Annotated in this window: 17 protein-coding genes; 6 read left to right on the top strand and 11 right to left on the bottom strand. The window is 34.1% G+C overall.

Annotated elements, in window-relative coordinates:
• Positions 1-90: 90 nt before the first annotated feature.
• Positions 91-2,106 (top strand): hypothetical protein, encoded by a 2,016-nt coding sequence (locus tag BM246_RS07260; protein WP_074937159.1) that lies wholly within the window; start codon positions 91-93, stop codon positions 2,104-2,106.
• Between the two features lie 73 nt (positions 2,107-2,179).
• Here BM246_RS07260 and BM246_RS07255 read toward each other — a convergent pair whose 3' ends face one another.
• A complete protein-coding gene (locus BM246_RS07255) occupies positions 2,180-2,494 on the bottom strand; it encodes a toxin-antitoxin system YwqK family antitoxin (protein WP_074936820.1) in 315 nt (104 codons plus the stop codon).
• 389 nt (positions 2,495-2,883) lie between these two features.
• Between BM246_RS07255 and BM246_RS07250 the strand changes: the two genes are divergently transcribed.
• From BM246_RS07250 to ppnP, 3 genes are all read left to right on the top strand, one after another.
• A complete protein-coding gene (locus tag BM246_RS07250; RefSeq protein ID WP_074936818.1) occupies positions 2,884-4,074 on the top strand; it encodes a porin in 1,191 nt (396 codons plus the stop codon).
• Positions 4,075-4,146: 72 nt separating this feature from the next.
• Positions 4,147-6,453 carry an inorganic phosphate transporter gene (locus BM246_RS07245; RefSeq protein ID WP_074937156.1) on the top strand — a complete coding sequence of 769 codons (2,307 nt, stop codon included), beginning with the start codon at positions 4,147-4,149 and terminating at the stop codon, positions 6,451-6,453.
• A gap of 30 nt (positions 6,454-6,483) precedes the next feature.
• On the top strand, positions 6,484-6,765 hold the full coding sequence (gene ppnP, locus BM246_RS07240) for a pyrimidine/purine nucleoside phosphorylase (protein ID WP_042495990.1): 282 nt from the start codon (positions 6,484-6,486) through the stop codon (positions 6,763-6,765).
• A gap of 87 nt (positions 6,766-6,852) precedes the next feature.
• Here ppnP and BM246_RS07235 read toward each other — a convergent pair whose 3' ends face one another.
• The 4 genes from BM246_RS07235 to BM246_RS07220 form a co-directional block, all read right to left on the bottom strand.
• The gene (locus tag BM246_RS07235) at positions 6,853-7,593 is read right to left on the bottom strand and encodes a succinate dehydrogenase/fumarate reductase iron-sulfur subunit (protein ID WP_042495992.1); all 741 of its coding nucleotides are present in this window, start codon (positions 7,591-7,593) and stop codon (positions 6,853-6,855) included.
• A 12-nt stretch (positions 7,594-7,605) separates the two neighbouring features.
• Positions 7,606-9,618 (bottom strand): fumarate reductase/succinate dehydrogenase flavoprotein subunit, encoded by a 2,013-nt coding sequence (locus BM246_RS07230; RefSeq protein WP_074936817.1) that lies wholly within the window; start codon positions 9,616-9,618, stop codon positions 7,606-7,608.
• A gap of 12 nt (positions 9,619-9,630) precedes the next feature.
• Complete coding sequence (locus BM246_RS07225; RefSeq protein ID WP_042502453.1) at positions 9,631-10,308, bottom strand: succinate dehydrogenase cytochrome b subunit; 678 nt, start codon at positions 10,306-10,308, stop codon at positions 9,631-9,633.
• Between the two features lie 182 nt (positions 10,309-10,490).
• Positions 10,491-12,218, bottom strand: coding sequence for a T9SS type A sorting domain-containing protein (locus tag BM246_RS07220; protein WP_074936816.1), 1,728 nt, complete (start codon positions 12,216-12,218; stop codon positions 10,491-10,493).
• A gap of 153 nt (positions 12,219-12,371) precedes the next feature.
• Here BM246_RS07220 and BM246_RS07215 point away from each other — a divergent pair, with 153 nt between their 5' ends.
• Positions 12,372-13,664: an aminopeptidase P family protein gene (locus BM246_RS07215; protein ID WP_074936814.1), complete on the top strand. Its 1,293-nt coding sequence runs from the start codon at positions 12,372-12,374 to the stop codon at positions 13,662-13,664.
• A 66-nt stretch (positions 13,665-13,730) separates the two neighbouring features.
• Here BM246_RS07215 and BM246_RS07210 read toward each other — a convergent pair whose 3' ends face one another.
• The 4 genes from BM246_RS07210 to BM246_RS07195 form a co-directional block, all read right to left on the bottom strand.
• Positions 13,731-18,164 carry a chemotaxis protein CheB gene (locus BM246_RS07210; RefSeq protein WP_074936812.1) on the bottom strand — a complete coding sequence of 1,478 codons (4,434 nt, stop codon included), beginning with the start codon at positions 18,162-18,164 and terminating at the stop codon, positions 13,731-13,733.
• A 131-nt stretch (positions 18,165-18,295) separates the two neighbouring features.
• Complete coding sequence (gene nadD, locus BM246_RS07205; RefSeq protein ID WP_042496005.1) at positions 18,296-18,874, bottom strand: nicotinate (nicotinamide) nucleotide adenylyltransferase; 579 nt, start codon at positions 18,872-18,874, stop codon at positions 18,296-18,298.
• Between the two features lie 12 nt (positions 18,875-18,886).
• Positions 18,887-19,474: a guanylate kinase gene (gene gmk / locus BM246_RS07200; RefSeq protein WP_042502448.1), complete on the bottom strand. Its 588-nt coding sequence runs from the start codon at positions 19,472-19,474 to the stop codon at positions 18,887-18,889.
• A gap of 15 nt (positions 19,475-19,489) precedes the next feature.
• Positions 19,490-20,347 carry a YicC/YloC family endoribonuclease gene (locus tag BM246_RS07195; RefSeq protein WP_042496007.1) on the bottom strand — a complete coding sequence of 286 codons (858 nt, stop codon included), beginning with the start codon at positions 20,345-20,347 and terminating at the stop codon, positions 19,490-19,492.
• Positions 20,348-20,502: 155 nt separating this feature from the next.
• On the opposite strand from BM246_RS07195, the gene BM246_RS07190 reads away from it, so the two are divergent.
• Positions 20,503-21,618, top strand: coding sequence for a formylglycine-generating enzyme family protein (locus BM246_RS07190; protein WP_074936810.1), 1,116 nt, complete (start codon positions 20,503-20,505; stop codon positions 21,616-21,618).
• A 92-nt stretch (positions 21,619-21,710) separates the two neighbouring features.
• Here the strand turns inward: BM246_RS07190 and dinB are convergent, their stop codons facing one another.
• Both dinB and BM246_RS07180 read right to left on the bottom strand, forming a co-directional pair.
• A complete protein-coding gene (gene dinB / locus BM246_RS07185) occupies positions 21,711-22,928 on the bottom strand; it encodes a DNA polymerase IV (protein ID WP_074936808.1) in 1,218 nt (405 codons plus the stop codon).
• Between the two features lie 303 nt (positions 22,929-23,231).
• Entirely contained in the window at positions 23,232-25,589 is a 2,358-nt protein-coding gene (locus BM246_RS07180) for a prolyl oligopeptidase family serine peptidase (RefSeq protein ID WP_074936805.1), read from the bottom strand.
• Positions 25,590-25,873 lie beyond the last annotated feature (284 nt).

The raw sequence follows: 25,873 nt of genomic DNA, 5'->3' as shown, positions 1-25,873 counted from the left end.
TAATATTTAATTAAACAGTAAGCAACATAAATCCACTTAATTTGCAGAATAAACATACACAATAAACCAAAATTTAAATTGAAAATAAAAATGAAAAATTTATTTGTAAAACTACTTAGTATCTCAATGGCCTTTGGTGCTATTACTTTAACGAGTTGTGATTCTGACGATCCAGAACCAATAACTGGCGGTACAACAGAAGTTATGGAGAACCTAGACGCAGGTATTTTAAACGGTACCTTAACTGAAGATTACACATTATCTTCAACTACAACGTATAGCTTAACTGGGCAATTTATTATCGACGATGGTGCAACATTAAATATCCCTGCTGGAACAAAAATTCTTGCTGATAATGGTGGTACAGATGTTTACATCGCAACATTAATGGGAGGAACAATAAACATTAACGGATCTGCTGGAAACCCTGTAATTATGTCTTCTGCAGATGGTAACCCAGGTGATTGGGGCGGATTAACATTATGTGGTAAAGCAACAACTACTGCTGGCGTAGATGCTACTGCTGAAGTTGGTGGATTTATTTATGGTGGTACTGATGATTCTGATAGTTCTGGTATAATTAGATATTTACAAATTTCTGGTACTGGTGCTCAAATTAACTCAGAATCTCAATACAATGGTGTTTCTTTTTACGCTGTTGGATCTGGAACATTAGTAGATAACATTGCCGTTATTAATGGTGATGATGACGGTGTTGAGTTCTTTGGTGGAACTGTTGAAGTAAGTAACTTATACTTAGAGAACAACAGTGATGATTCTATCGACTGGACTGAAGGTTGGAACGGTAGCATTACTAATGCTTACATCTCTAATACTGTTGAAGGATTCTCTACAGTTTTTGAAGGTGATAAAGATAACGGTAACCCTCAATTTAATAACATCACAGCTGTATCAACTGTTGGTGGTACTGCATTACAATTCAAGAAAACTTCTGGAGGTACAATTGATGGTCTTTCTTTAGTTGGTTATGATGTTGATTTAGACATGAAAGATGGTGGTGCAACTTCAAACGTAATTTTCTCAGACGGATATACACCTGTTGCTATGGTAGAAGATGATGCAAGTACTACGGATGTAGACGAAAGTGTTTACACATTTGCATTAAATACTTCTGTAGTAGCTACTGTTGATCTTTCTGATTTTGATTGGGTTGATACAGATATTTCTTTTGAAAGCAGTTTACTTCAAGGTGCTGTAACTGGTGATGTAACTTTAGATGCTTCTATAGCTTACGTACTTAACTCTTCTTACATCGTTCAAGATGGTGGAAAATTAACAATTCCTGCTGGAACAAAAATTACTGCTAGAGATGGCGGAACAGGAGTTTACATCGCTGTATTACAAGGTGGACAAATAGACATCCAAGGTACAGCTACTAATCCTGTTGTTATTTCTTCTGCATCTGCAAGTCCTGGAGATTGGGGAGGTTTAACAATTTGTGGTAATGCAACAACTACTGCTGGTGTTGATGCAACTGCCGAAGTTGGTGGATTTATTTACGGTGGAACTAATGATGCTGATAACTCTGGTTCTGTAACTTATTTAGTTCTTAAAGGAACTGGAGCACAAATTAACTCGGAGTCTCAATACAATGGTGTTTCGTTATACGCTGTGGGTACAGAAACTACTTTAGAAAACATCTCTGTAATTAACGGTGATGATGATGGTATTGAGTTCTTTGGTGGTACTGTTTCTGTAACTAACATCTACTTAGAAAACAATAGTGATGATGCTGTTGATTGGACTGAAGGATGGAACGGAACTGTAACAAACACATATATTTCTAATACTGTTGAAGGATTCTCTACAGCTTTTGAAGGTGATAAAGATAACGGAAATCCTAAATTTGTAAATGTTACTGCTATTTCTACTGTAGGAGGAACTGCTTTACAATTCAAAAAGACTTCTGGTGCAACTATTACAGACCTTTACTTAAGCGGATATGATACTAACATCGACATGAAAGATGATGGTCCATTAGCTAACGTAATTATCGAAGGTGCTGCTGCAACAACAACAGACGCATACAACACAGGAACTCAAGTAGACATCTCTACTTGGACTTGGAAAAATGCTAGCCTATAAAAGGTAAACAACATATAATAAAAAAGCATCCTAATTAGGATGCTTTTTTTGTTTTATACTTTACTATAATAAATTATAATGAAGCTACATTATTTTCGTAGTTCACTACTTTTTTATTTCCGTCTATAAAGTGAATCCATTTACCAACTTTTTTACCTTCTTTGTAATAAGCTACAGTAGTTTTCTCTCCAGCTTCATCAAAGCTAATCCATTTACCATCTAATTTACCATCAGCAGTAAAGGCACCCGTTTGGCTTACCTCACCATTATCATGATAATAAATAGCATCTATTTGGTTAGTTTCTTTATTTAAAGTTAACGATTTTTCTTTTTGAGCAAAAGTGATTGATGTAAACAATGCTATTGCAATAATTAATATATTTTTCATTTTATATGGGGTTATTGTTAATACGTCCTACACAAATATATAAAACATTTTACATTTAAACAACAATTACATAACATTAAATTAACATTAAACTTGTAATTATTTATAAATCAGTGTTTTAGTATTTTAAATTACAACCCCATTATTAATAATTCCTTAATATTGGGGTTACATTAAAATTAACTTAATAAGAGATATTTGTGCTTGTCCTCGGACAGTTTATTAGCAATTCATTTAATCTATTAGTTTTTGTCGACTACATTATAATGATTTCTAATGAGACCGCCTTAACGTAAGGCGGTCTTTTTTTATTTAAAAATTAATCATAAGGAAACGTTAAGTTAACATTGGTGTTGGTTATTTGCAGTGACAAAAACTAATACTGAATAATGAAACTTAAACTTATCCTGTTTGGACTAGTTTTCTGGTTTATGGCTTTCGCGCAAGCGCAAGAAATTAAAACGGGGAAATTCGGAAACGGCATTTTCAACGTTGTTGGTAAAGACAGCTCTTGGACAATGAAAGTTGGATTACGCGTGCAACTACTGGCTTCTTCAGTTTGGGAAGATGGTGAAAAAAACGACGCTAACTTCTTAATTAGACGCTCTAGATTAAAATTTAACGGTTTTGCATACAGTCCTAAACTAAAATACAAAATAGAATTAGGCTTATCTAACAGAGATCAATCTGGTGCTTCTCAATTCACTAGCAATGCGCCTCGATATATCTTAGACGCGGTTTTAATGTGGAATTTTCACGAAAATTTCGAGCTTTGGGTCGGACAGACTAAACTTCCCGGAAACAGAGAACGCGTTATTTCTTCAGCAAATATGCAACAAGTAAACCGATCGCTATTAAACAGTCGATTTAATATTGATCGCGATTTTGGGTTTCAATTAAGACATCATTTTAACATTAATGAAAACTTTGTAGTGAGAGAGATATTCTCTATGGCTCAAGGTGAAGGTAGAAACGTAACCACAGGTAACTTAGGCGGGCACCAATATACTGGTCGTTTAGAGTTGTTACCTTTCGGAAACTTTGCTGGTGATGGCGATTACAAAGGCTCTGATTTAAAAAGAGAGGTAACTCCAAAACTAGCGCTAGGTGTAAGTTACGATTACAACAACAATGCTGTAAAAACAAGAAGCAACCAAGGCACTTATATGGAAACCGATACTGGCTTTTTTGAAACAAACATTACAACATTGTTTATGGATGCCATGTTTAAATATAAAGGATTCTCTTTTATGGCCGAATATGCCGACAGAACTGCTGATAACCCATTTGCTACAAACTCAGATGGTACTTTAACAGGTGATATTGTACAAGTAGGAGATGCTTTAAACTTACAAACCGGATATTTATTAAAGAGTAACTGGGAAGTTTCTGGACGTTACACCAACGTAACCTTAGACAAAAACATTACCAATGTAAACGCCGAAAACCAATACACGCTTGGGCTTTCTAAATATATTGTAGGACATAAATTAAAAATTCAAACCGATTTGAGTTATTTAGATGTCGCCAACGAGAATAACAAAATAATGTATCGCTTACAATGCGATATACACTTTTAAAGAAATAACATTTACATAACACACCAAAATTATATTGTCATGATATTTGCAACCTTATTTCAACCAGACACTATGGATAATATTTATTTGTACATGATTATCGCCTTAGCCATTCTTGCAATTGCAGATTTGGTTGTAGGTGTTAGTAATGATGCAGTAAACTTTTTAAATTCAGCTATTGGCTCAAAGGCCATTTCTTTCAGAACAATCATGATCGTTGCCAGTGTTGGTGTTGCGGTTGGGGCTGTTTTTTCTAGCGGAATGATGGAAGTTGCACGTAAAGGAATTTTTAACCCGAGCGAATTTATGTTTAATGAAATCATGATCATCTTTATGGCGGTTATGATTACGGACATTCTATTGCTAGATTTCTTTAATTCCGTTGGTATGCCAACATCTACAACAGTTTCTATTGTATTCGAATTATTAGGTGCCGCTGTTGCGATTGCTTTAATAAAAATCGGGCATGATGGCGGAGATTTTGGTGATGTTATTAACTACATAAACACTTCTAAGGCCTCACAAATTATATTTGGAATACTGCTCTCGGTAGTGGTCGCATTCTCCGTTGGTGCTTTTGTACAATGGGTTTCTCGTTTATTATTATCATACAACTTTGAGAACAAGGCGCCATGGGTTGGAGCTTTATTTGGTGGATTTGCTTTAACTTCTATAACTTATTTCATTTTCATGAAAGGGCTAAAAGGCACATCATACGCTAAAGAATCTTTTGATATTTTAGGAGGTGGCACAATGTCTCACTTTTTAGAAACTAAAGTATTCGCTATTGTGATAGTAAGTTCTATTATATGGTCTTTATTATCCCTTGCACTTATTGTATTTGCGAAAATAAATATCTATAAGCTTATTATTTTAGTGGGCACGTTTGCCTTAGCATTGGCTTTTGCGGGTAACGATTTAGTAAACTTTATTGGTGTACCGGTTGCGGCTTACAATGCATTTTTAGCTTGGACAGCATCTGGAGTTCCCGCTTACGAATTCCCTATGACGGTTTTAGCAGAAAAAGTACCAACCAATAACTGGCTACTTTTTGGAGCTGGAATGATTATGGTATTAACACTTTGGTTTTCATCGAAAGCGAAAGGTGTTGTAAAAACATCATTAGATTTAGCAAGTCAAAGCGAAACAAAAGAACGTTTTCAACCTAACTTCTTATCTCGTGGTTTTGTAAGGTCGGCTGTTTTAATATCTCAATTTACAGCATACATTTTACCTAACAGCTGGCAAGCAAAAATTGATAAACAATTTGAAGTGCCAGTAATTGCAATATCAAAAAACAAATCTTTAGAATTACCGGCTTTCGATTTAGTTAGAGCTGCTGTAAACTTAATGATTGCTGCTGTTTTAATTTCTATAGCAACATCATACAAATTACCACTTTCTACAACTTACGTTACTTTTATGGTAGCCATGGGTTCCTCTCTTGCCGATAGAGCTTGGGGTGCAGAAAGTGCTGTTTACCGTGTTGCAGGTGTTATTAATGTTATTGGCGGCTGGTTCTTTACAGCTTTCAGTGCATTTACTGCTGCCGCTTTAGTAGCATACTTACTAAATCTAAACATTACGGTAATGTTCCCTATTTTATTAGTAATCGCGTTTGCTTTACTTATTAGAAGTTCGGTTGTTCATAGTAAAAAATCTAAAGAAGTAAAAGCTGAAGATAGTTTGATAAAAGCTGAAAGCAGCTCTGTACAAGGCGTAATTCACGAAAGTGCTAGCAATATAGCTAATGTGGTTAAACGTGGAAATAAGATATATACAAATGCCATAAACGGTTTAGCTAAACAAGATTTAGTATCGCTTAAAAAGAACCAAAAACAGGTTAATAAACTATCTATAGAATTAGAAGATTTACGTAACAATATTTTCTACTTTATTAAAAATTTAGATGAATCTAGTGTTGGAGCAAGTAACTTCTACATCAATATTTTAGGTTATTTACAAGATATGGCACAGTCTTTAGAGTACATTTCTAAAGTAAGTTACAAGCATATTAACAACAACCACAAAAAACTTAAATTCAACCAAATTAAAGAGTTGAAAGAAGTTGATGCTTCTGTAGAAGCTTTATTTCATGATATGAAGTTAGCTTTCGATTCTCGTTCTTTTGAAGAAATAGGAAAGATTTTAAGAAGAAAAGAAGAAGTTTTTAATATACTATCGGAAAAAATACAGAAACAAGTTGAAAGAACACGTACTGAAGAATCTAGCCCTAAAAACACAACCCTTTATTTTGGTGTGTTATTAGAAACGAAAGATTTACTTAAAGCAACCATGAGTTTATTGGAAGAATACCACAATGCACATGATGCTTCGGTTAAACCAGCAACAATTTCTAACAACGATGAGGAAGAATAAGTTCTCACTTAAATTATATACAAAAAGTAAATGATATCTACAAACGAATATTTTGATGGCAACGTTAAATCTATAGGCTACAAATCTGCAACAGGAAAATCTACCATTGGAGTTATGGAAGCTGGAACTTACGAGTTCGGTACATCGGAACACGAAACAATGACGGTTATAGAAGGCGAAATGACGGTTAAATTACCAAACTCAAAAGAATGGGTAACTTATAAAGCAGGAGAAGCTTACACAATTGATGCTAATCAAAAATTTCAAGTAAAAGTAAGTGAGCAAACATCATATTTATGTCAATACGCTTAATATTCCAAGTAAAAATTTAACGCATAAAAAAAAGCTTATATCTAATTGATATAAGCTTTTTTTATAAGTAGTGTTATTATCTTGAAATTACACAGAAGCTTTCATAAGCTCTCTATTCATTCTAGCAATATTATCTAATGAAATTCCTTTTGGACATTCTACTTCACAAGCACCTGTATTTGTACAGTTTCCAAAACCTTCCAAATCCATTTGTGCTACCATGTTTTGCACACGTTCTGTAGCTTCTACACGCCCTTGAGGTAACAGTGCATACTGAGATACTTTTGCTCCTACAAATAGCATAGCAGACGAGTTTTTACAAGTTGCTACACAAGCACCACAACCAATACAAGTTGCAGCATCCATAGCCTCATCGGCAGCAATTTTAGAAATAGGAATAGAGTTAGCGTCTTGCGTATTACCAGAGGTGTTTACCGAAATAAACCCACCTGCTTGTTGAATACGCTCAAAAGATGTTCTATCTACAACTAAATCCTTTATTACAGGAAATGCAGCAGCTCTAAATGGTTCGATAGTTATAGTATCGCCATCTTTAAACATACGCATATGTAACTGACAAGTAGTAATACCACGATCTGGCCCATGAGCCTCACCGTTAATATACATAGAACACATACCGCAAATACCCTCACGACAATCGTGATCGAAAGCCACAGGCTCTTCTCCAGTATTTACTAATTGCTCATTCAAAACATCCATCATTTCCAAAAAAGACATGTGTTCTGAAATATCAGTCACTTTATAATCAACCATTTGACCCTTTGAACTTGAGTCTTTTTGTCTCCAAATTTTAAGTGTTAAATTCATAATGTCTTTTTATTATTTGTATGAACGTTGTTTTAGTTCAATATCTTTAAATTCTAATTCTTCTTTGTGTAAAACCGCATCGCCAGGCTCTCCTTTAAATTCCCATGCAGAAACAAAAGCAAAGTCTTTATCGTTACGTTTTGCTTCTCCTTTTTGCGGACCATCTAACTCAGCAGACTCTTCTCTAAAGTGACCACCACAAGATTCTTCTCTTACTAAAGCATCTTTAGCAAATAACTCACCAAGCTCTAAGAAATCGGCAACACGTCCCGCTTTTTCAAGCTCAGGATTCATCTCATTTGATGACCCAGGAACAGAAACTTCTTTCCAAAACTCTTCACGAATGGCTTTAATTTCAACCATTGCTTCTTTTAAGCCTTGAGCGTTTCTAGACATTCCACATTTATCCCACATTACTTTTCCAAGTTTTTTGTGGAAGTAATCTACAGATTTTGTTCCTTTATTATTTACAAAGAACTCTATCTTATCTTTTACTTCTTTTTCAGCTTCTTCAAATTCTTTTGAATCTGTTGAAATTGGCCCAGTTCTAATATCATCAGCTAAATAATCACCAATAGTATAAGGCAACACAAAGTAACCATCGGCTAAACCTTGCATTAAAGCAGAAGCTCCTAACCTATTTGCACCGTGATCAGAGAAATTAGCTTCACCAATACAATACAATCCAGGAACAGTAGTCATTAAGTTATAATCTACCCAAACACCTCCCATTGTGTAATGAACAGCCGGATAAATCATCATAGGAGTTTCGTAAGGGTTTTGATCTATGATTTTCTCATACATCTGGAATAAGTTTCCGTATTTAGCCTTTACAATCTCTTGACCTAATTCTTTAATTTTCTCTTTTGAAGGATTCGTTATATTATGAATTTTAGCTTGCTCTGTCCCGTAACGATCAAAAGCAGCAGCAAAATCTAAATAAACAGCTTCTCCTGTAGCATTTACTCCGTAACCAGCATCACAACGTTCTTTTGCTGCTCTAGATGCAACATCACGTGGAACTAAGTTACCAAATGCAGGATAACGTCTTTCTAAGTAGTAATCTCTTTCATCTTCAGACAAATCGGTTGGTTTTTTACGACCTTCACGAATTGCCATAACGTCTTCCATATTCTTTGGAACCCAAATACGACCATCATTACGTAAAGACTCAGACATCAATGTTAATTTAGACTGATAATCTCCTGAACGCGGAATACATGTTGGGTGAATTTGAGTATAACAAGGGTTAGCAAAATATGCTCCTTTTTTATGTATTTTCCATGCTGCAGTAACATTACTACCCATGGCATTTGTTGATAAAAAGTATACGTTTCCGTAACCACCAGTTGCAACAACAACAGCGTGAGCAGAATGACGTTCTATTTCACCAGTTATCAAATTTCTTGCTATAATACCTCTTGCTTTTCCATCAACTTTTACAACATCAAGCATTTCGTGACGATTAAACATTTCAATCTTTCCACGAGCAATTTGACGGTTCATTGCTGAATAAGCTCCTAATAATAATTGTTGACCTGTTTGACCTTTAGCATAAAATGTTCTAGAAACTAGAACACCACCGAATGAACGGTTATCTAAAAGCCCACCATAATCACGAGCAAAAGGAACTCCTTGTGCCACACATTGGTCAATAATATTTGCAGATACTTCTGCTAAACGATATACGTTTGCTTCACGTGAACGATAATCTCCACCTTTTACAGTATCGTAAAATAATCTATATGTAGAATCACCATCCCCTTGGTAATTTTTAGCAGCATTAATTCCACCTTGTGCCGCAATTGAGTGCGCACGTCTAGGTGAATCTTGATAAGCAAATGCTTTTACATTATATCCTAACTCAGCTAAGGTAGCCGCGGCAGAACCTCCTGCTAAACCTGTACCAACTACAATAACATCGATATGACGTTTGTTTGCTGGATTTACTAAGTTTATTTTGTTTTTATAATCTGTCCATTTATCTTTAATTGGACCTTTTGGTACTCTTGAATCTAAAGCCATAGTATTATAAGATTAATGGTTAAAAAAATGATAAAGCGCAATAACAACAAATCCTAATGGGATAATAATAGAATAGGCTTTACCAATATTTTGTAATGTTTGTTTTCTTCCTGCTGTAGACCCCATAGATTGGAAAGCAGAAGTAAAGCCATGCATTAAATGCAGTGCTAAAAACACAAAAGCAATTACATAGGCTACTACACGAGCAGGGTTTGAGAATTTGTGCACAAGTTCTTCGTAATAACGAAAACCTTCAACACCATCCATGGTTCCTGACCAATCGCCTTGAATAAATTTTGTGTTAATTTCTGGAAACCAAAAATCGATAAAATGTAATACAACAAATGCTAAAATGGCTACACCACTCCAAATCATGTTTCTGCTCATCCAAGAAGAATTAGCAGCACCATTATTTTTAGCGTAATTAACGCCATTTGCTTTTTTGTTCTTAAGCTCTAAAATGAATCCCATAATAAAATGAAATACCACTCCAAAAATTAAAACAGGTTGCAAGGCAAATTGTACTAAAGGATTTGTTCCCATAAAATGTGACACCTCGTTAAAAGTGTCTGGGCTAAATACCGATAGCATATTAATTGCAAAATGTTGTAACAAGAAAAACATGAGGAAGAATGCAGAAAGTGCCATAGCAACTTTTCTTCCAATTGAAGATTTAAAAAATCCGCTCATTATTTTAAAATTAGTTTATAGTCTTACAAAGGTAGTGAGCAAGCCTATTTTTAACAAGTTTTAAACAGTATTTTATTATGCATTTAGAATGATTATAATTAAAAAACTCATCTTATATTTTCCGTAAACTAGAAAACATAAGATGAGCTAATTACATCTATAAATCTTTTTAAAAGATTTCTTTATTTCACGATAAGCTTTTTAGTAATTGTAGCTAAATCGGAATTAATATTTACAAAATAAAGTCCTTTAGAAATCCCCGATAAACTTATGGTTTGCACTCCCGAAGTGTTCGAAGCATCATGTTTAGATATTAAACGCCCGTTTACATCGTAAATCACTACAGATTGTAAATTAATTGATGATGCTTTTTTAAGAAAGAACGCTTCATTAGCAGGGTTTGGATATAAATCAATACCACTCTCTAAAACATCTTCTTCTACGCTTAATTGCCCAGAATACAATGTCATTAATTGATAATCACAAACAGAGTTTGTTGTACTCTTAGCAACAATAATATCTCCAGCTTCTTTATTAGTGCTTGACAAAGTTCTTGTAACTTGTCCTGGACCGATATCAAAATCCATAAGATCCTCACTATCTATAACATGATCTAATAAATGTGCATGCCCCAATTCGTGTAATGCAACACTTTCAAAATCAATATCGAAAAAAGGTAAATTTGGACCATAGTCCCAGTTTTCTTCACTAGTAAACAAAACATCAACCTCAGCCACAACCCAATCAGCACTATTACAACTATCGTAATACACTATGGTTTCTCCTAAATAACCTTCAGGCAAAGTAGCACTAAACCCAATAAGGTTTAAGTTATCTATCCCAGAATCCGTTTCAGAAGTATCTTCTCCTAACATCCAGTTTATTTTAGTTTCATTACGCCAAGTATCTAACGCTCTAAGAAAAGCTGCTGCTGCCGCTGTGTTTGCAGAAAAACTCGAATTCTGACTCCATGTAAAACCACCATTTCCATTATCTCCATAGTGCTGAGCTAGATATGCCTGTCCTGAATTATTATTATTTAACAATGCAAAAGACACTATTAAAACATCCTCCGAAGTAGATAAATCCCCATTAGCATCAACAACAGTTATAACTCCTGTTCCCGCCAAAGACGGCACCTCAACAGTAATTCGAGTATCCGTCCATGTTAAAACTTGCGTACTTAAAGCATAAGTAGTAGATACTCCTCCATCACTAGAATTTGCAAAACCAACGCTACCCTTTACAGAACCAAACCCTGCTCCTGTAATCGTTAAAACACTTTCAGTACCTGCACTAATCTCTCCGGGAGAATATGTAATACTGCTTGGCGCTAAAACTTTTGCACTTTTTGCAGCCTTATTTGCAAGCTCTAAAGCATCAAACTTTAAAACTTCAGAAAAATTAGATTTTGTTTTAGATAAAATTTCAGTGTAAACCGACTCTACACCTTCCATTTTATGAAAAGGATTTGTAACAACATTTCTATTTAAATCGTATTTGTAAAAACCTTGAACACCAGCATAAGCCCTAAATGCATTGGCATGATCAACAGCATCATTCGTTAAAGTAAACACACCAACATCATTTGTGTCTAAATTTAAACTTGGAGATACTTTTTGCGCCATAGTACCAACAGTACCACCTTTAGTTACAACCTGAACAGTTGTTGCCGGTTGCCCTTTAAACACCTTATAAACCTCAACAGTATTTACCGTGTAGATATTAGTGTGGTCTGCATTCCAAAAAGATTCTTTTGAAATCACTTTTCCTTCAACAACCAAACTTGAAGATTCAATTTGCTGTGCCAGAGGGATTTCCTTTAGCATCACTTGGGCATTAAGGCTAGTTAGGCCTAAAAAACCGATTAATGCCGAAAGAAGCATTTTCCTTGTGTAATTTTTAATCATAATAACAATTTTTTATAATCGTGTGAGGGTGAATTAATTAGAGCCCGCAATTTACTGCTTTTCATTTTTATTACCATGTTTTTTTATTAAAAACTTTTCTTTAAATAAAACCTTTATTTTTGCAATACAATTCACTTTTAAAAGATTAGAATTATGAAATACAATCCAATTGACAACAATCTCTTTATAAAAAACAGAAAAAACTTTGCTAACAAAATGAAGAGTAACAGCTTAGCTGTTTTCAACTCTAACGATATTTACCCAATAAGCGCAGATAGCACCATGCCTTTTGAGCAACATCGCGACATTTTTTACCTTAGCGGGGTCGACCAAGAAGAAAGTATTTTGGTATTATTTCCAGATTGTCCAAAGGAAAAACACCGCGAAATTCTTTTTTTAAAAGAAACCAACGAACATATTGCCATTTGGGAAGGAGAAAAACTTACTAAAGAAAAAGCTTTTGAAACTAGCGGAATAAAAACAGTTTACTGGTTACAAGACATGGAAAAAATCATGTTTGAAATCATGACACAATGTGATACCGTTTACATTAACACCAACGAACATTACCGTGCCAATGTAGAAACCGAAACTCGTGAAGATCGTTTTTCAAAATGGCTAAAAGATAAATACCCTGCACATAGCGTAGCAAAAAGCAACCCTATTTTACAACGTTTACGCTCTGTAAAAGACCCAATTGAATTAGATTTAATTCAACAAGCCTGTGATATTACTGAAAAAGGATTTCGTAGAATTTTAAATTTTGTTAAACCAGGTGTTTGGGAATTTGAAATTGAAGCAGAGTTTATGCACGAGTTTTTAAGAAACAGATCTAAAAAGTTTGCCTACACGCCTATTGTAGCTTCAGGAAATAATGCAAACGTACTTCACTATGTAGAAAACAACCAACAATGCAAATCTGGCGATTTAATTCTATTAGATGTTGGTGCTGAATATGCTAATTACTCTAGTGACATGACAAGAACCATACCTGTTTCTGGTCGTTTTACAGACAGGCAAAAAGCCGTTTACAATGCTGTGCTAAATGTTAAAAATGAAGCAACAAACATGCTTATACCAGGAACTGATTGGGCTGCTTATCATGCTGAAGTTGGTAAAATAATGACAGGAGAACTATTAAACCTAGGCTTACTTGATAAAGCCGATGTACAAAATGAAGATCCGGAATGGCCAGCTTACAAAAAATATTTTATGCACGGTACTAGCCACCACATGGGACTAGACACACACGATTACGGTATTTTAACAGAACCTATGCAAGAAAACATGGTTTTTACTGTGGAGCCTGCTATTTACATTCCAAAAGAGGGTTTTGGCATTAGATTAGAAGATGATGTTGTTATCCAAAAAACTGGATCTCCTTTTAATTTAATGAGAAATATTCCTTTAGAGGCTGATGAAATTGAAGACCTAATGAATTCTTAAAAAACTAAAAAAAGTCAACACAAAAAAAAGCTGCCAGAAAAGGCAGCTTTTTTTATATCTAAAAAATTAATTTAACCATCTATTTAAAGTTTCGTATAACTGCTCCTTAATAACAGGTTTAGACAGGAAATCTACACAACCTTTCTTATAACATTTTTCTTTTTCATCAGGCATAACATAAGCCGTCTGCATAATAATTTTTGTTTCAGGTTTTATTTGTAATATTCTTTCCATGGCATCAATACCATTCATTTCTGGCATTCTGATGTCGAGCAAAACAATATCGATATGCGGATTATCCTTAAATATATCTACGGCCGATTTTCCGGTGTTTGCAAAAAGAATATCAGCCTCCGTCTTTTTTAATACAATTTTAAACAACAACTGTATTAATGCATCATCTTCTGCAATTAAAATAGTTTTACCTTTTAAAAAAGCCTCACTAATTGGCTCTATCGATTTTTTACTTTCTTGCTTAAACTCTGTAGATTTTAATGGTATGGTAAACTCAAAACAAGTTCCTTTATTTAACTCTGATGATAATGTAATCTCCCCTCCCAAAAGTGCAACAATCCCTTTACTAATAGAAAGCCCTAAACCTGTACCACCATATATTGCACTGTTATCATAATTCACCTGTTTAAAACGCTCAAACACCTCGTCATGTTTACTTACATCAATACCAATACCTTCATCTTTTACAAAGAATTTCAAGTAATCATTTTCGGTAGTAAACCCGAAAGAAATCTCTCCTTTTTCTGAAAATTTCAAAGCGTTATTCAATAAATTAGAAATAACCTGCTGTAACCTTTGATTGTCAGTAATGATAACCAACTTTTTTAACTCTTCAGGAATATAAGATTTTATTACAATATCATCTTTTCCTTTTACCGCCTTTAATTGATTGTATGTTATTTCAAGGTTCTTTATAAGTTTAGCCACATGGCAATCCTTATAAACAATTTTAATTTCGTTAGACTCTATTTTCGCAATATCAATAATATCATCTATTAAATTTAATAATTGCTTTGAGCTTCCGTCAATAATCTCTAAATATTTTAATCGCTGCTTCTTGGTAATATCATCGTTTCTTAACAATTCAGCAAAACCAATAACACCATTCATGGGCGTTCTAATTTCATGACTCATATTAGCCAAGAAATAATTTTTATGAATACTTGCTATTTCAGCCTCTTTTTTAGCCTTAATAAGCTCAGCTTCATATGTTTTATGCTGCGTAATATCTTGTACTGCTCCTTTTAGCGCTATAATATTATCATTTTCATCCCTTACAGCTTCTCCCATAATACAGAGCCATCCTTTCTCCCCTCCTTTTCTTATGATTTCTAACTCTAAATCATAAGAAATACCTTTTGTTTGGCAGGCCTCAATAGCTTCCGACATAACTTCCCAGCTCGACTCCGTAAACAATTTACTACTCGATTTAACATTAGGCGGAGGCAAACTCGGGTCATATCCATATATTTTATACAACTCCTCCGTCCATCTGACTTTACCCGTAGCTACATCTAGATACCAACTTCCAACATGAGTAATTTCTTGAGCACGACAAAGCTCTGCTTCACTTTTTAGCAATTCTGCCTTCTTATTTTTCAACTCAGTAATATCTGCAAATGTAGCAGCAAATTCTCCTCTAGCCGGACTAAACAAATGTACCTGATAATGCTTGCCTTCTTTAGTTGAATACTCTTTTATGTATTGTTCTTTATCAGAAATTGCAGTTTCTCCAAAGGTTGCTATCCAATCTCCAGGATCATCTTGGATGTACGGCATAATATCCATTAACTTATTACCTACAAAATCTTTTCTTTCTAAACCTATTATTTTTTCAAATGCCGAATTAGCATCTATATAGATCCAGTCTATAGGTTTACCCGTTTTATCTGTTATAATTTCACCGTGTAAAAATCCTTCGTTTAAATTATCGAAAAGACTTTTATACCTAAGCTCAGACGTTCTAAGTTCTTTTTCGGTCTCTTTAAGCTTATTAATATTATTTAATGTAATAACAATTCCACTTATTTTTTTAGATGAAGTAACAAACGGACTTGCCCTAAATAAATAATAGTTATGGTTTTTATCAGTTAGCTGTTTTTCTATTGTAATAAGTTTTTCTAAAACTAAACTAGAATCCTCTATAATACCCGCTCGAGTATCTTCCATAAAGTTTGATGTAAAACTAGAGAGTGGTCTACCATAATCTGATTCATGCAAATTAAAAACCTCTTTAAGTGCAGGTGTAAATTTTCTAATACGCAACTCTGTATCCAAGAACAGTGTAGCAATTTCAGTGTTATCCAATAGGTTTGTTACGTCGTTACTTAAATTTGTAAGCTCCTTATTTTTTTCTTGCATTTCAGAATTTACCGTATACAACTCTTCGTTTACAGATTGTAATTCCTCATTTGTACTTTGAAGCTCTTCATTAGAAGCCATAAGCTCTTCGTTAGAAGATTGCAACTCTTCATTACTAGTCTCAAGTTCCTCAATAGCATTTTGCAATTCAGTTTTAACAATTTTAAGCTCGTTTTCTAAATCTTCTAAACGTTGATTAGAAACCTCATCGACATCTATATTCTTAATAACCAGAGGCTCTTCGTATTCTAATACCCTATCGTTACTAAACTCTATTAAATAACAACCATTTAAATCATCATCAACACTAGGTTTGTTAAATTTTAAATCGAAAGAGAAATTCTCTGTTTTGGTTTTATTAAGAACCCCCTTAATCACGATATCTTTATTTTCACTCTCTAACCTCCTAACACCACTTCTTATAAGCCCCGCAACATCTGCATTTACTATTTTCAATAAATTATTTTGAAAAACACCTTCGTTGTGAGACAAACGCTTTCCTGCATCACCGTTAATAAAAAGGATATTAAAATTTTTATCTATAAAAATAGATGCCGGACTAAATTTTCTACTTAAATATTTATGAAATACCAACTCCGGACTTTCTTTTACCCTGTAACTAGGAGATTGTATTGCAGCTATTGGAGTCTTGTATGAAATTGTAGAAACTCGCTCTAAGCTAGAGCTTTGAGATGGATATTTTTTTGTTTCTGAAATGTTCTGAAATATCTTCCACTTTACATCAATAGTTTTAAAATATTTTGACACCGAACCAAGAGACTCACTATTACCTAAAAACAAATAAGAATATTTATTTAGGGCAAACTGAAAATTATGCATCACTTTCTTTTGAATTTTATTATCAAAATAAATAAGTAAGTTTCTGCATGAAATTAAATCCATCCTAATAAATGGAGGATCTTTTATTAAGTTATGATTCGAGAATACAATCTTTTCTCTAACACGTTTTATAATTTGTATTTTATCGCCAATTTTTAAAAAATATTTATCTAGATACTTTTTTTCAATTTCATTAGCAATATTAATATTATACATACCAAGCCCTGCAACCGTTAAGGCTCTAGAGTCTATATCTGTACCAAATATTTTAAAATCAATATTAAGCTTATTGCTTTTAATATAATCATCAATTAAAATAGCTATGGAATAGACTTCTTCTCCTGTAGAACAACCTGCAATCCATACACGAACAGCATCATCCATTTCTTTTGCCTCACAAATTTTTGGTATTACTTCCGTTTTCAACAAACTAAAAGCTTCTGTATCTCTAAAAAACCGCGTTACCCCAATTAAAAAGTCTTCTTTAAGCGCTTGTTTCTCCTCTACATTACTAGATAAAAAGGTGACGTAATCGAACAAATGCTCAATATTATTAATATTCATTCGTTTTTCTACTCTACGAATGAGTGTATTTTTTTTGTACTCCCTAAAATCTATTCCAGAAAATTTGTAAACAATAGTAAAAACACTATTTAGTACTGTCTCATCAGATTCTTTATCACTTAACTCTTCGTTTAACAATGATTTTTTTGTTAAGTTTCTACTAATTACTTCAGCAATCTTTTCAGGACTCGAAATATAATCTGCCAAATTAGTTATTATTGCAGAATTTGGCATACCATCAAACTGTGCCGAAACAGGATCTTGCACAACTATAGTACCTCCTTGTTCTTTTATGGTATGTATCCCTCTAGAACCATCGGAGCCAGTACCAGATAATATAATACCAACAGACTTCTCCTTATACTCTTCACCTAAGGTGTGAAAAAAGATATCTATCGGTAAATTTAAATTATTTTTAGGCCCTTTATCAAGAAGATACAACTGATTACCTTTAATATGAAGGTTTTTATTTCTTTGATTTAAATAAATACAATTCGGTTTAATAACCTGCTTATCTTCTGTAGTGTAGATAGGCATAGCTGTATGTTTACTAAGCAACTCGGGCATTAAACTTTTAAAATCTGGAGACAGATGCTGAACAATAATAAATACCATCCCTGTATTGTTTGGCAAATGATCAAAGAGTGTCTGTATAGCATCTAAACCACCTGCAGAAGCACCAATACCAACAACATACAAGTCCGAATTTTTAGTTTTCATCAAAAAAAGAAATTAGACCCCTAAAATATAATAAAAAGTGCAATAATCTATTCGTTTTTTTAACAAAAAACCGAAAATTCCTTCAATTTACATGATTTTCGTACGGTTATACCTCGCTATAATTGTTAAATTCACCTATAAAAATTCATTTCATCTAAATACTCCCAAACGTTTTCTGGCAACATAGGTTTTACGTTTTTTCTAGTTTTAATAGCGTTTCGAATAAACGTAGAAGATAACTCCATTATTGGAGCATTAACAACATGTATTTTTTTATGACCCGTAAATTGAGTATTCACTTTATTATCCGAAATACGCGGGTATACATAAATATCATGGTTTTCTAAAATAACATCGTAGTTTTTCCATTTATGGAAACTCTTCAAATTATCTTCTCCCATAATCAATGAAAACTCGTGGTTTGGGTACTTTTCTTGAAGATGCACCAACGTATTTATCGTATAATTTGGCTGCGGTAAGCTAAACTCTATATCACTAGGTTTAAGCTTATCGTAATCTTTAGTAGCTCGATATACCAACTCAAGTCGTTGATAATTATCGAGCAAACTACTTTTCTTTTTAAATGGATTATGTGGCGTTACTACAAACCAAACCTGATCTAAATCACTATGTTCGGCTATATGGTTTGCGATAACCAAATGCCCAATATGTATAGGGTTAAACGACCCAAAATACAATCCAATTTTCATTAACAACTTATTTTAAGAATTCACAAAATCACTTACTAACGCTTTAGCTTCTGTAAGCGCATGCTCTAGAGTATCATTAACAACAATAACATCAAAAAGTGGTGCTGTTGCCAGCTCGGCCGATGCTTTAGCTACGCGCATATTAATTTTATCGGCACTTTCTGTTTTTCGTTTTTTAAGTCTAATTTTAAGCTCATCTATACTTGGTGGCTTAACAAAAATAGCTAAAGTTTCTTCTGGAAATTTTCGTTTAATTCGTAATCCGCCAGAAACATCAATATCAAAAATTACATTTTTACCTTTTGCCCAAATGCGTTCTACTTCGGTTTTTAAGGTACCATAAAAGTTATCGCGATAAACCTCTTCCCATTCTAAAAACTCATCATTTTTAATTTTAGATTTGAATTCGCTAGCCGAAAGAAAATAATAGTCGGTTCCATCTATTTCGGTTCCTCTACTTTCTCTAGATGTAGCAGAAATAGAAAACTCTAAATTCAACTCTTCTAACCCTAATAAATGCCTAACTATGGTTGTTTTTCCTGAACCAGATGGTGCGGAAAACACTATTAGCTTGCCTTGTTTTTTACTTGTTGCTGCCATAAGGAATGATGTTTTTTAAAGTACGTTTAATAACTGTTCCTTAATTTTTTCTAACTCATCTTTCATTTGCACAACCAATTGTTGCATTGGTGCATAATTACTTTTTGAACCAATAGTATTTATTTCACGGCCCATTTCTTGACTAATAAACCCTAATTTTTTACCGTTAGATTCTTCCGAATTTATGGATTCTATAAAATAATTTAAATGATTTTTTAAACGCACTTTCTCTTCAGTAATATCAAACTTCTCAATGTAATACACTAATTCTTGCTCAAAGCGATTTTCATCATATTTTTCTTTAAGCTCGGCAACACCTTTATGTAAACGTTCGCGCACACCTTCTACTCGCTCCGGATCCATTGCTATAACTTGCTCCAAAACACTCCCAATAGTATCTATACGATTAATAAAATCTTGCTCTAGCACCTTACCTTCATTTAGTCGGTAACTATTTAAATCGGCAACAGCAGTATTAATTTCTTTTGAAATAATGTTCCATTCATTTTCGTCTATTTCTTCACGAACCGTATTTAATGCATCAGGAAATTTAACAGCCATTTTTAACAGCTCAATTTCGCTACCTTCTACAACTTGCCTTAACTGCTCCATGTATTGCTTAACAACAGGTGTGTTAATTTGGGTAGAAGTATCTTCTGCAGTAGCTTCAACATAAATAGAAAAATCGACTTTACCACGTACCAACTTATCAGCCAGAAGTTTTCGAATAGAAAGCTCCTTTTCTCTATAAATAGAAGGCATTCTAGCATTTAAATCTAAACTTTTACTGTTTAAAGATTTTAGTTCGATTGTTATTTTTTTCGTAGGTAATTGTAATACAGATTTTCCGTAACCTGTCATTGAATAAATCATACACCAAATTATATAAGTTGCACAAAGGTAATTAAAACCAAATGGATAGAAAACCGTTTATTAAATGTTAAAATAGATTCTTTGTTAAAAACATACATACCTATTGAATATATTATTGATATTTTTGTTTTTCTCTTAAGTTTAAAACCAACTAAATGAAAAAATACGCACAAGCATTTTTAGTGATTTTTATGATTACTACTGTTTTTGGATGTAAAAATAAAAATGATGAAGCTATTAAGGTTTCTGAGAAAACCGAAGCTATAATCGCTAAAAAAGCAATAAACGACAGCATAACCAATAACCCACCAAAAGGTATGGTTTGGATTCCTGGAGGCGAATTTTTACAAGGTGCAGTACCTCAAGATGAAGCAGCTATGGATCATGAAAAACCTCAACACCCAGTAAAAGTTGATGGTTTTTTTATGGATATCACCGAAGTTACCAATGCCGAGTTTGCCAAATTTATTGACGCTACAGGCTATGTAACCATGGCTGAGCGTGAAATTGATTGGAACGAAATGAAAAAACAACTTCCTGAAGGTACTCCAAAACCACACGATTCTGTTTTGCAACCAGGTTCTTTAATGTTTAAAAAAACAAAATCGTCGGTTCCTAATCTATATGATTTCTCACAATGGTGGAGCTGGTCTATTGGCACAAACTGGAAACACCCAAGCGGACCAGATAGCAATATAGAAGGTAAAGACAATCACCCTGTTGTACATGTTTGCTATGAAGATGCAGAAGCTTATTGTGTTTGGGCAGGCAGACGCTTACCTACAGAAGCCGAATGGGAATTTGCTGCAAGAGCAAACCAACAAAACACAACTTATTTTTGGGGAGATGATCGCTCTGTTTTATCAAAACAAGCTAATAGCTGGGAAGGCGAATTCCCTGTAAACAACACACTAGAAGATGGTTTTGAACGCACAGCTCCGGTAAAAACTTACCCTGCAAATAATTTTGGATTATTTGATATGGCTGGTAATGTTTGGGAAATGACAACGGATTGGTATAACCTAAATTACTATAATGAAGTTGCTGCTACAAACACAACATTGGTTAACCCAAAAGGAGCAAATAAAGCATACAACCCTAATAACCCATACATAAAAGAAAAAATTATTAAAGGTGGTTCTTTTTTATGTAGCGACTCATACTGCGCTAGTTACAGAGTATCATCGCGTATGGGTACAAGTTTAGACTCATCTGCAGAGCATGTTGGTTTTAGAACCGTTGCTACTCCAGATATGTTAGCTAAAAAGTAAAAGAGAAAATTCAACTTAATAAAACCTTCATTTAATGCTCTAAAGGTATTAAAATGGAGGTTTTTCGTTTTAGGAAATTTTCAGAAGAAAAACTAACGTCTTCTATTTGGTAAAAGCGGCGGTGGCTCACCATTAAACGGGTTCCATCGACTAATACTTTTGGCCTCTAAACCTGCAGCACTCATTATTGCACGATCGCCAAAACGTTCCCGCATTTTATCTATAGCTTCGGTTAAATGAATTTGTTTTTCATTATCCTCAAACAAGTTAACCTGGTGACCTCCTTCTACTAAATGGCTAAATTTCACTCCAATTAAACGCACCAATAATCGGCGATTATACAGTTTTCTATATAAATCTAAAACAACCGGAATAATATTATGATCCATGGCGCTATACGGAATACGCTGCTGCTGGGTATAGGTTTGAAAATCTGAATACCTAATTTTAAAAGTAACACAAGCGGTTAACTTATTCCCTCTTCGTAATTGGTAAGCTAAATTTTCGGTCATGGCTACAATAATTCCCTTCAGCTTAGAGATATCTGTAGTATCTTTATTGAAAGTACGCTCTGTAGAAATAGATTTACGTTCCTGATATTGCACCACCGGACTATGATCTATACCATTAGCTTTTTTCCAAATACTTAAACCATTTTTGCCAAGCACTTTATGCATTAAATCCATTGGCATATCTTGCACCGTTTGAATTCGCTTTACTCCTAAATCGCAAAGTGACTTATAAGTAACCTCGCCAACCATTGGTATTTTACGCACAGAAAGTGGTGCTAAAAAAGGTTTTTCGGTACCCGATAAAATATTGATTTCATTATTAGGTTTAGCCTCTCCAGTTGCTATTTTAGAAACCGTTTTATTAATAGATAAACCAAAGGAAATAGGTAAACCGGTTTCCTTCATGATGCGTTGTCGTAATTCCGAAGCCAATTTATGGCAACCAAAAAACTTATCCATTCCGGTTAAATCGATATAAAATTCATCTATCGACGATTTTTCATAAAGCGGCACACTCTCCTTAATAACATCGGTAACATCTTTAGAAAAATTACTGTAAATTCCAGAATTTCCTCGTAAAACTACAGCCTCCGGACAAAGAGATTTTGCCAAACGCATTGGCATTGCAGAATGCACACCAAATTTTCGAGCTTCGTAACTGCAAGATGCCACAACACCACGGTCTGATGTACCACCAATAAGCACAGGCTTTCCTATTAAACGACTATCGAGTAGGCGCTCGCAAGACACAAAAAATGTATCTAAATCCATGTGAACAATAGATCGGTTTTTACTCATTTTTGGGGTGATTTATGGACGCAAAGCCATGGTGATAATTCTGCATTAAAATTACCATAAAATAAAATACAAACGTCAATTATTTTACTCGAAAACCGAATATAAACCTGAAAAAAGAGGTGAAACACGCTACCCAATTGATTACTAATAATTTGAATTTTTCAATAATTATCACAGCTATCAGAGAATTAATAACGTCAAAATAATCAAAGGTTTATTGTTAATAAATAATTATTTCGCACGCTATATATTTCAAACTTCATCTAAAATAATTCGCTTTTATAAATGAAGAAAAACAAGTCATTAATTAAGCGTCTCCTGAAAAAGTTTAAATATGCGTCGGTATTCATCGGACCAGCTCGAAGCTTCAACAAACCCATGACTTTCCAATGGAAAAATGGCTAATTCCCAATTCTCTTTTTTCAGCTCAATTAAACGTTGAGATAATCGCACCACATCTTGAAAATGGACATTAGTATCAACCATACCATGAAGTATTAATAAATTCCCTTTTAAACCTTCAGCAAAATACAACGGCGAACTTTGTTGATAAGCTTTAGGATCTTCAAAAGGTGTATTTAAAATAGGTGCTGTATAGCCGTGATTGTAATGTGCCCAATCTGTTACAGAGCGCAACGCCGCACCACTTTTAAAAGTATCGGACGCATTAAACATAGCCATTAAGGTAATAAACCCGCCGTAAGACCCGCCGTAAATACCGAGTCTATCTTTATCGATACCTTGATTTTCAATAAGGTATTTAGCACCATCTACTTGGTCGTCTAAATCTTGCCCGCCCATGTGGCGATAAATCGCGGTTCGCCAATCGCGACCATAACCTTTACTAGCTCTATAATCTATAGCCAAAACCGTGTAACCATTATCTACCAAAATATTATGAAACATATATTCTCTAAAATAGCCCGGCCACCAGCGGTGTACATTTTGTAAATAACCTGCACCATGAACAAATATTACAGCCGCACCATTCTTTTTAGCTTCGGTAGGTTTATAAAGTGTTGCAGGAACTTTTGCCCCATCGCGAGCGGTAAAGTTTATAATTTCGGAATCTATCCATTTATAAGATTTAAAAGCATCGGTGGTAGATTCGGTTAACTGTGTCATTTTCGCTCCGGCTTTGTTAGGCATCACATATAATTCCCAAGGTTTATTAGTGTAAGAATAACGAATAGCCAGCTTAGTTTCATCTGGCGAAACTGTTACTTCATGTCCACCTTGGCGCGATGTAATTTGTAGCATTTCGCCTCCTTTTGCTGGTAAGTGATAAAAATACTGTTCATGCGGACTCACTTTATTGCTTGTTATAAAGAAAGTTTTATGATCTTTTGACAGGCTAACTTCCTGAATTTCGAATTCACCCTGAGTTAACGCTTTTATTTTACCAGAATTTATGTTGGCTGAGTACAAGTGTGAATAGCCTGTTTTTTCGGACTGAAACCAAACGTTACTTTCATCTATCCAGCCCATTTCGGCACGAGAAAACCAACCGACTCCAGGGCCACCAATCCATGCATCGTCATGCTGTTTATCAATCTGTTTTAAACTTCCATCTTCTAGATTCACCAGTATAATCCAGCGGTCTTTATTATCTTGAGATGTGATATTTACTAATGCTTTTCCATTACCAGAAAACACAGGACGACCTATTTCCACACCTCTCGGGTCATCAAAAGTATCTTTATATTCTGATGAATTTTCAGCATATTCTTTTAAGTATTTTGGTTTGTCTTTAATACCACTTAGCTCATTGGTTTTAATTTGATAGGTCTCTCCGGTTTTAATATTTAAAATCCAAGATTCGTAGCTATTTGGAGTAACCCCAACTTTAGGTCTAGCACTTAAATTTTCAGTATAACCGCTTTCGGTAACATAACTAGGCACATTCGTGTTTTTATGCCTTTGAGGAATACTTAAGCTATAAATTACAAAATTTAAATCGGCCGAAATATCAAAATCAACCAAATTTTTATCTTCTAAAAATATAGGTTTAGGATGATTAGAAACCAATTGTTCGTTTCTATATGTTCTGGCATCAGTTTCGTTTTTACGCTTTTCGAGGATATTAAAGTATTGTAATTGATCGTCTTCTAGCCATTGCTCTTTCTCGCTAAGATTAGGCTCCTCCTTTTCACTTCCCTCTTTAAAATTAGTGAGTTGTGTAACAGTACCATTGCTAATATGCCATTGAAACAAATTATTATCTCGCTTATAAACAATCGATTTTTCATCACCTGAAAACACAGGGTTAAACTCTCGAGCAATAGTATTTGTAATTTGTTTTTTAGAATAATTACTGGTATTCATTAAAAACAAATCGCCATCTTTTTGGTAAACCATCCATTGTCCGTTTTTGGAATATTCACCTAAATTTGATTTTTGCTTAAGCGCTTCAAACGATGATTTACTTATTTTTCGGGATTTAATATCCACTTGATAAGTAGACGGAATCGTATCGTTATCGGGATTCCAGCTAAAATAAATAGACTTACTGTTGTCGGCCCAGCTAACACGCGTTGGTAAATAGCCTACAAAATCGTCTCCTTGCATAATCTCATCAATGCTAAGAGCCGAATCGTTATTAACCTGCCCGAAAGTAAATGTTGTAAAAGCAAGACTTAAAAGTGCTATAAATGGTTTCATATTGAAATTTTAAGATTTTTGAAGTAAGCGAATTGTTATGCCACGAATTTAACGGTTTTAGATTGAAGAATGAAACGCCTTTTTAAAGTAGTTTAAATATTGTTTAATCAATTTGCTTTGCAATTACATATCATAGTTTGTTTTTCTAAAAACCCCATCGTAGAATCTAAATAAAAGGCATTAGATAAGGGGTTGTTTTTCAGTCTGTTTTTAATGTTAAATATTCTTTAAAGTCAACAATAGCGTGAGGTTTTTATGATTTCGGAATCTTATATTTGGAGTTA

It is taken from the genome of Algibacter lectus (assembly GCF_900112395.1).
Taxonomy (GTDB): domain Bacteria; phylum Bacteroidota; class Bacteroidia; order Flavobacteriales; family Flavobacteriaceae; genus Algibacter; species Algibacter lectus.
The sequence above is the reverse complement of the archived record's forward strand: the minus strand, read 5'-3'. Positions and strand labels throughout refer to the sequence as shown.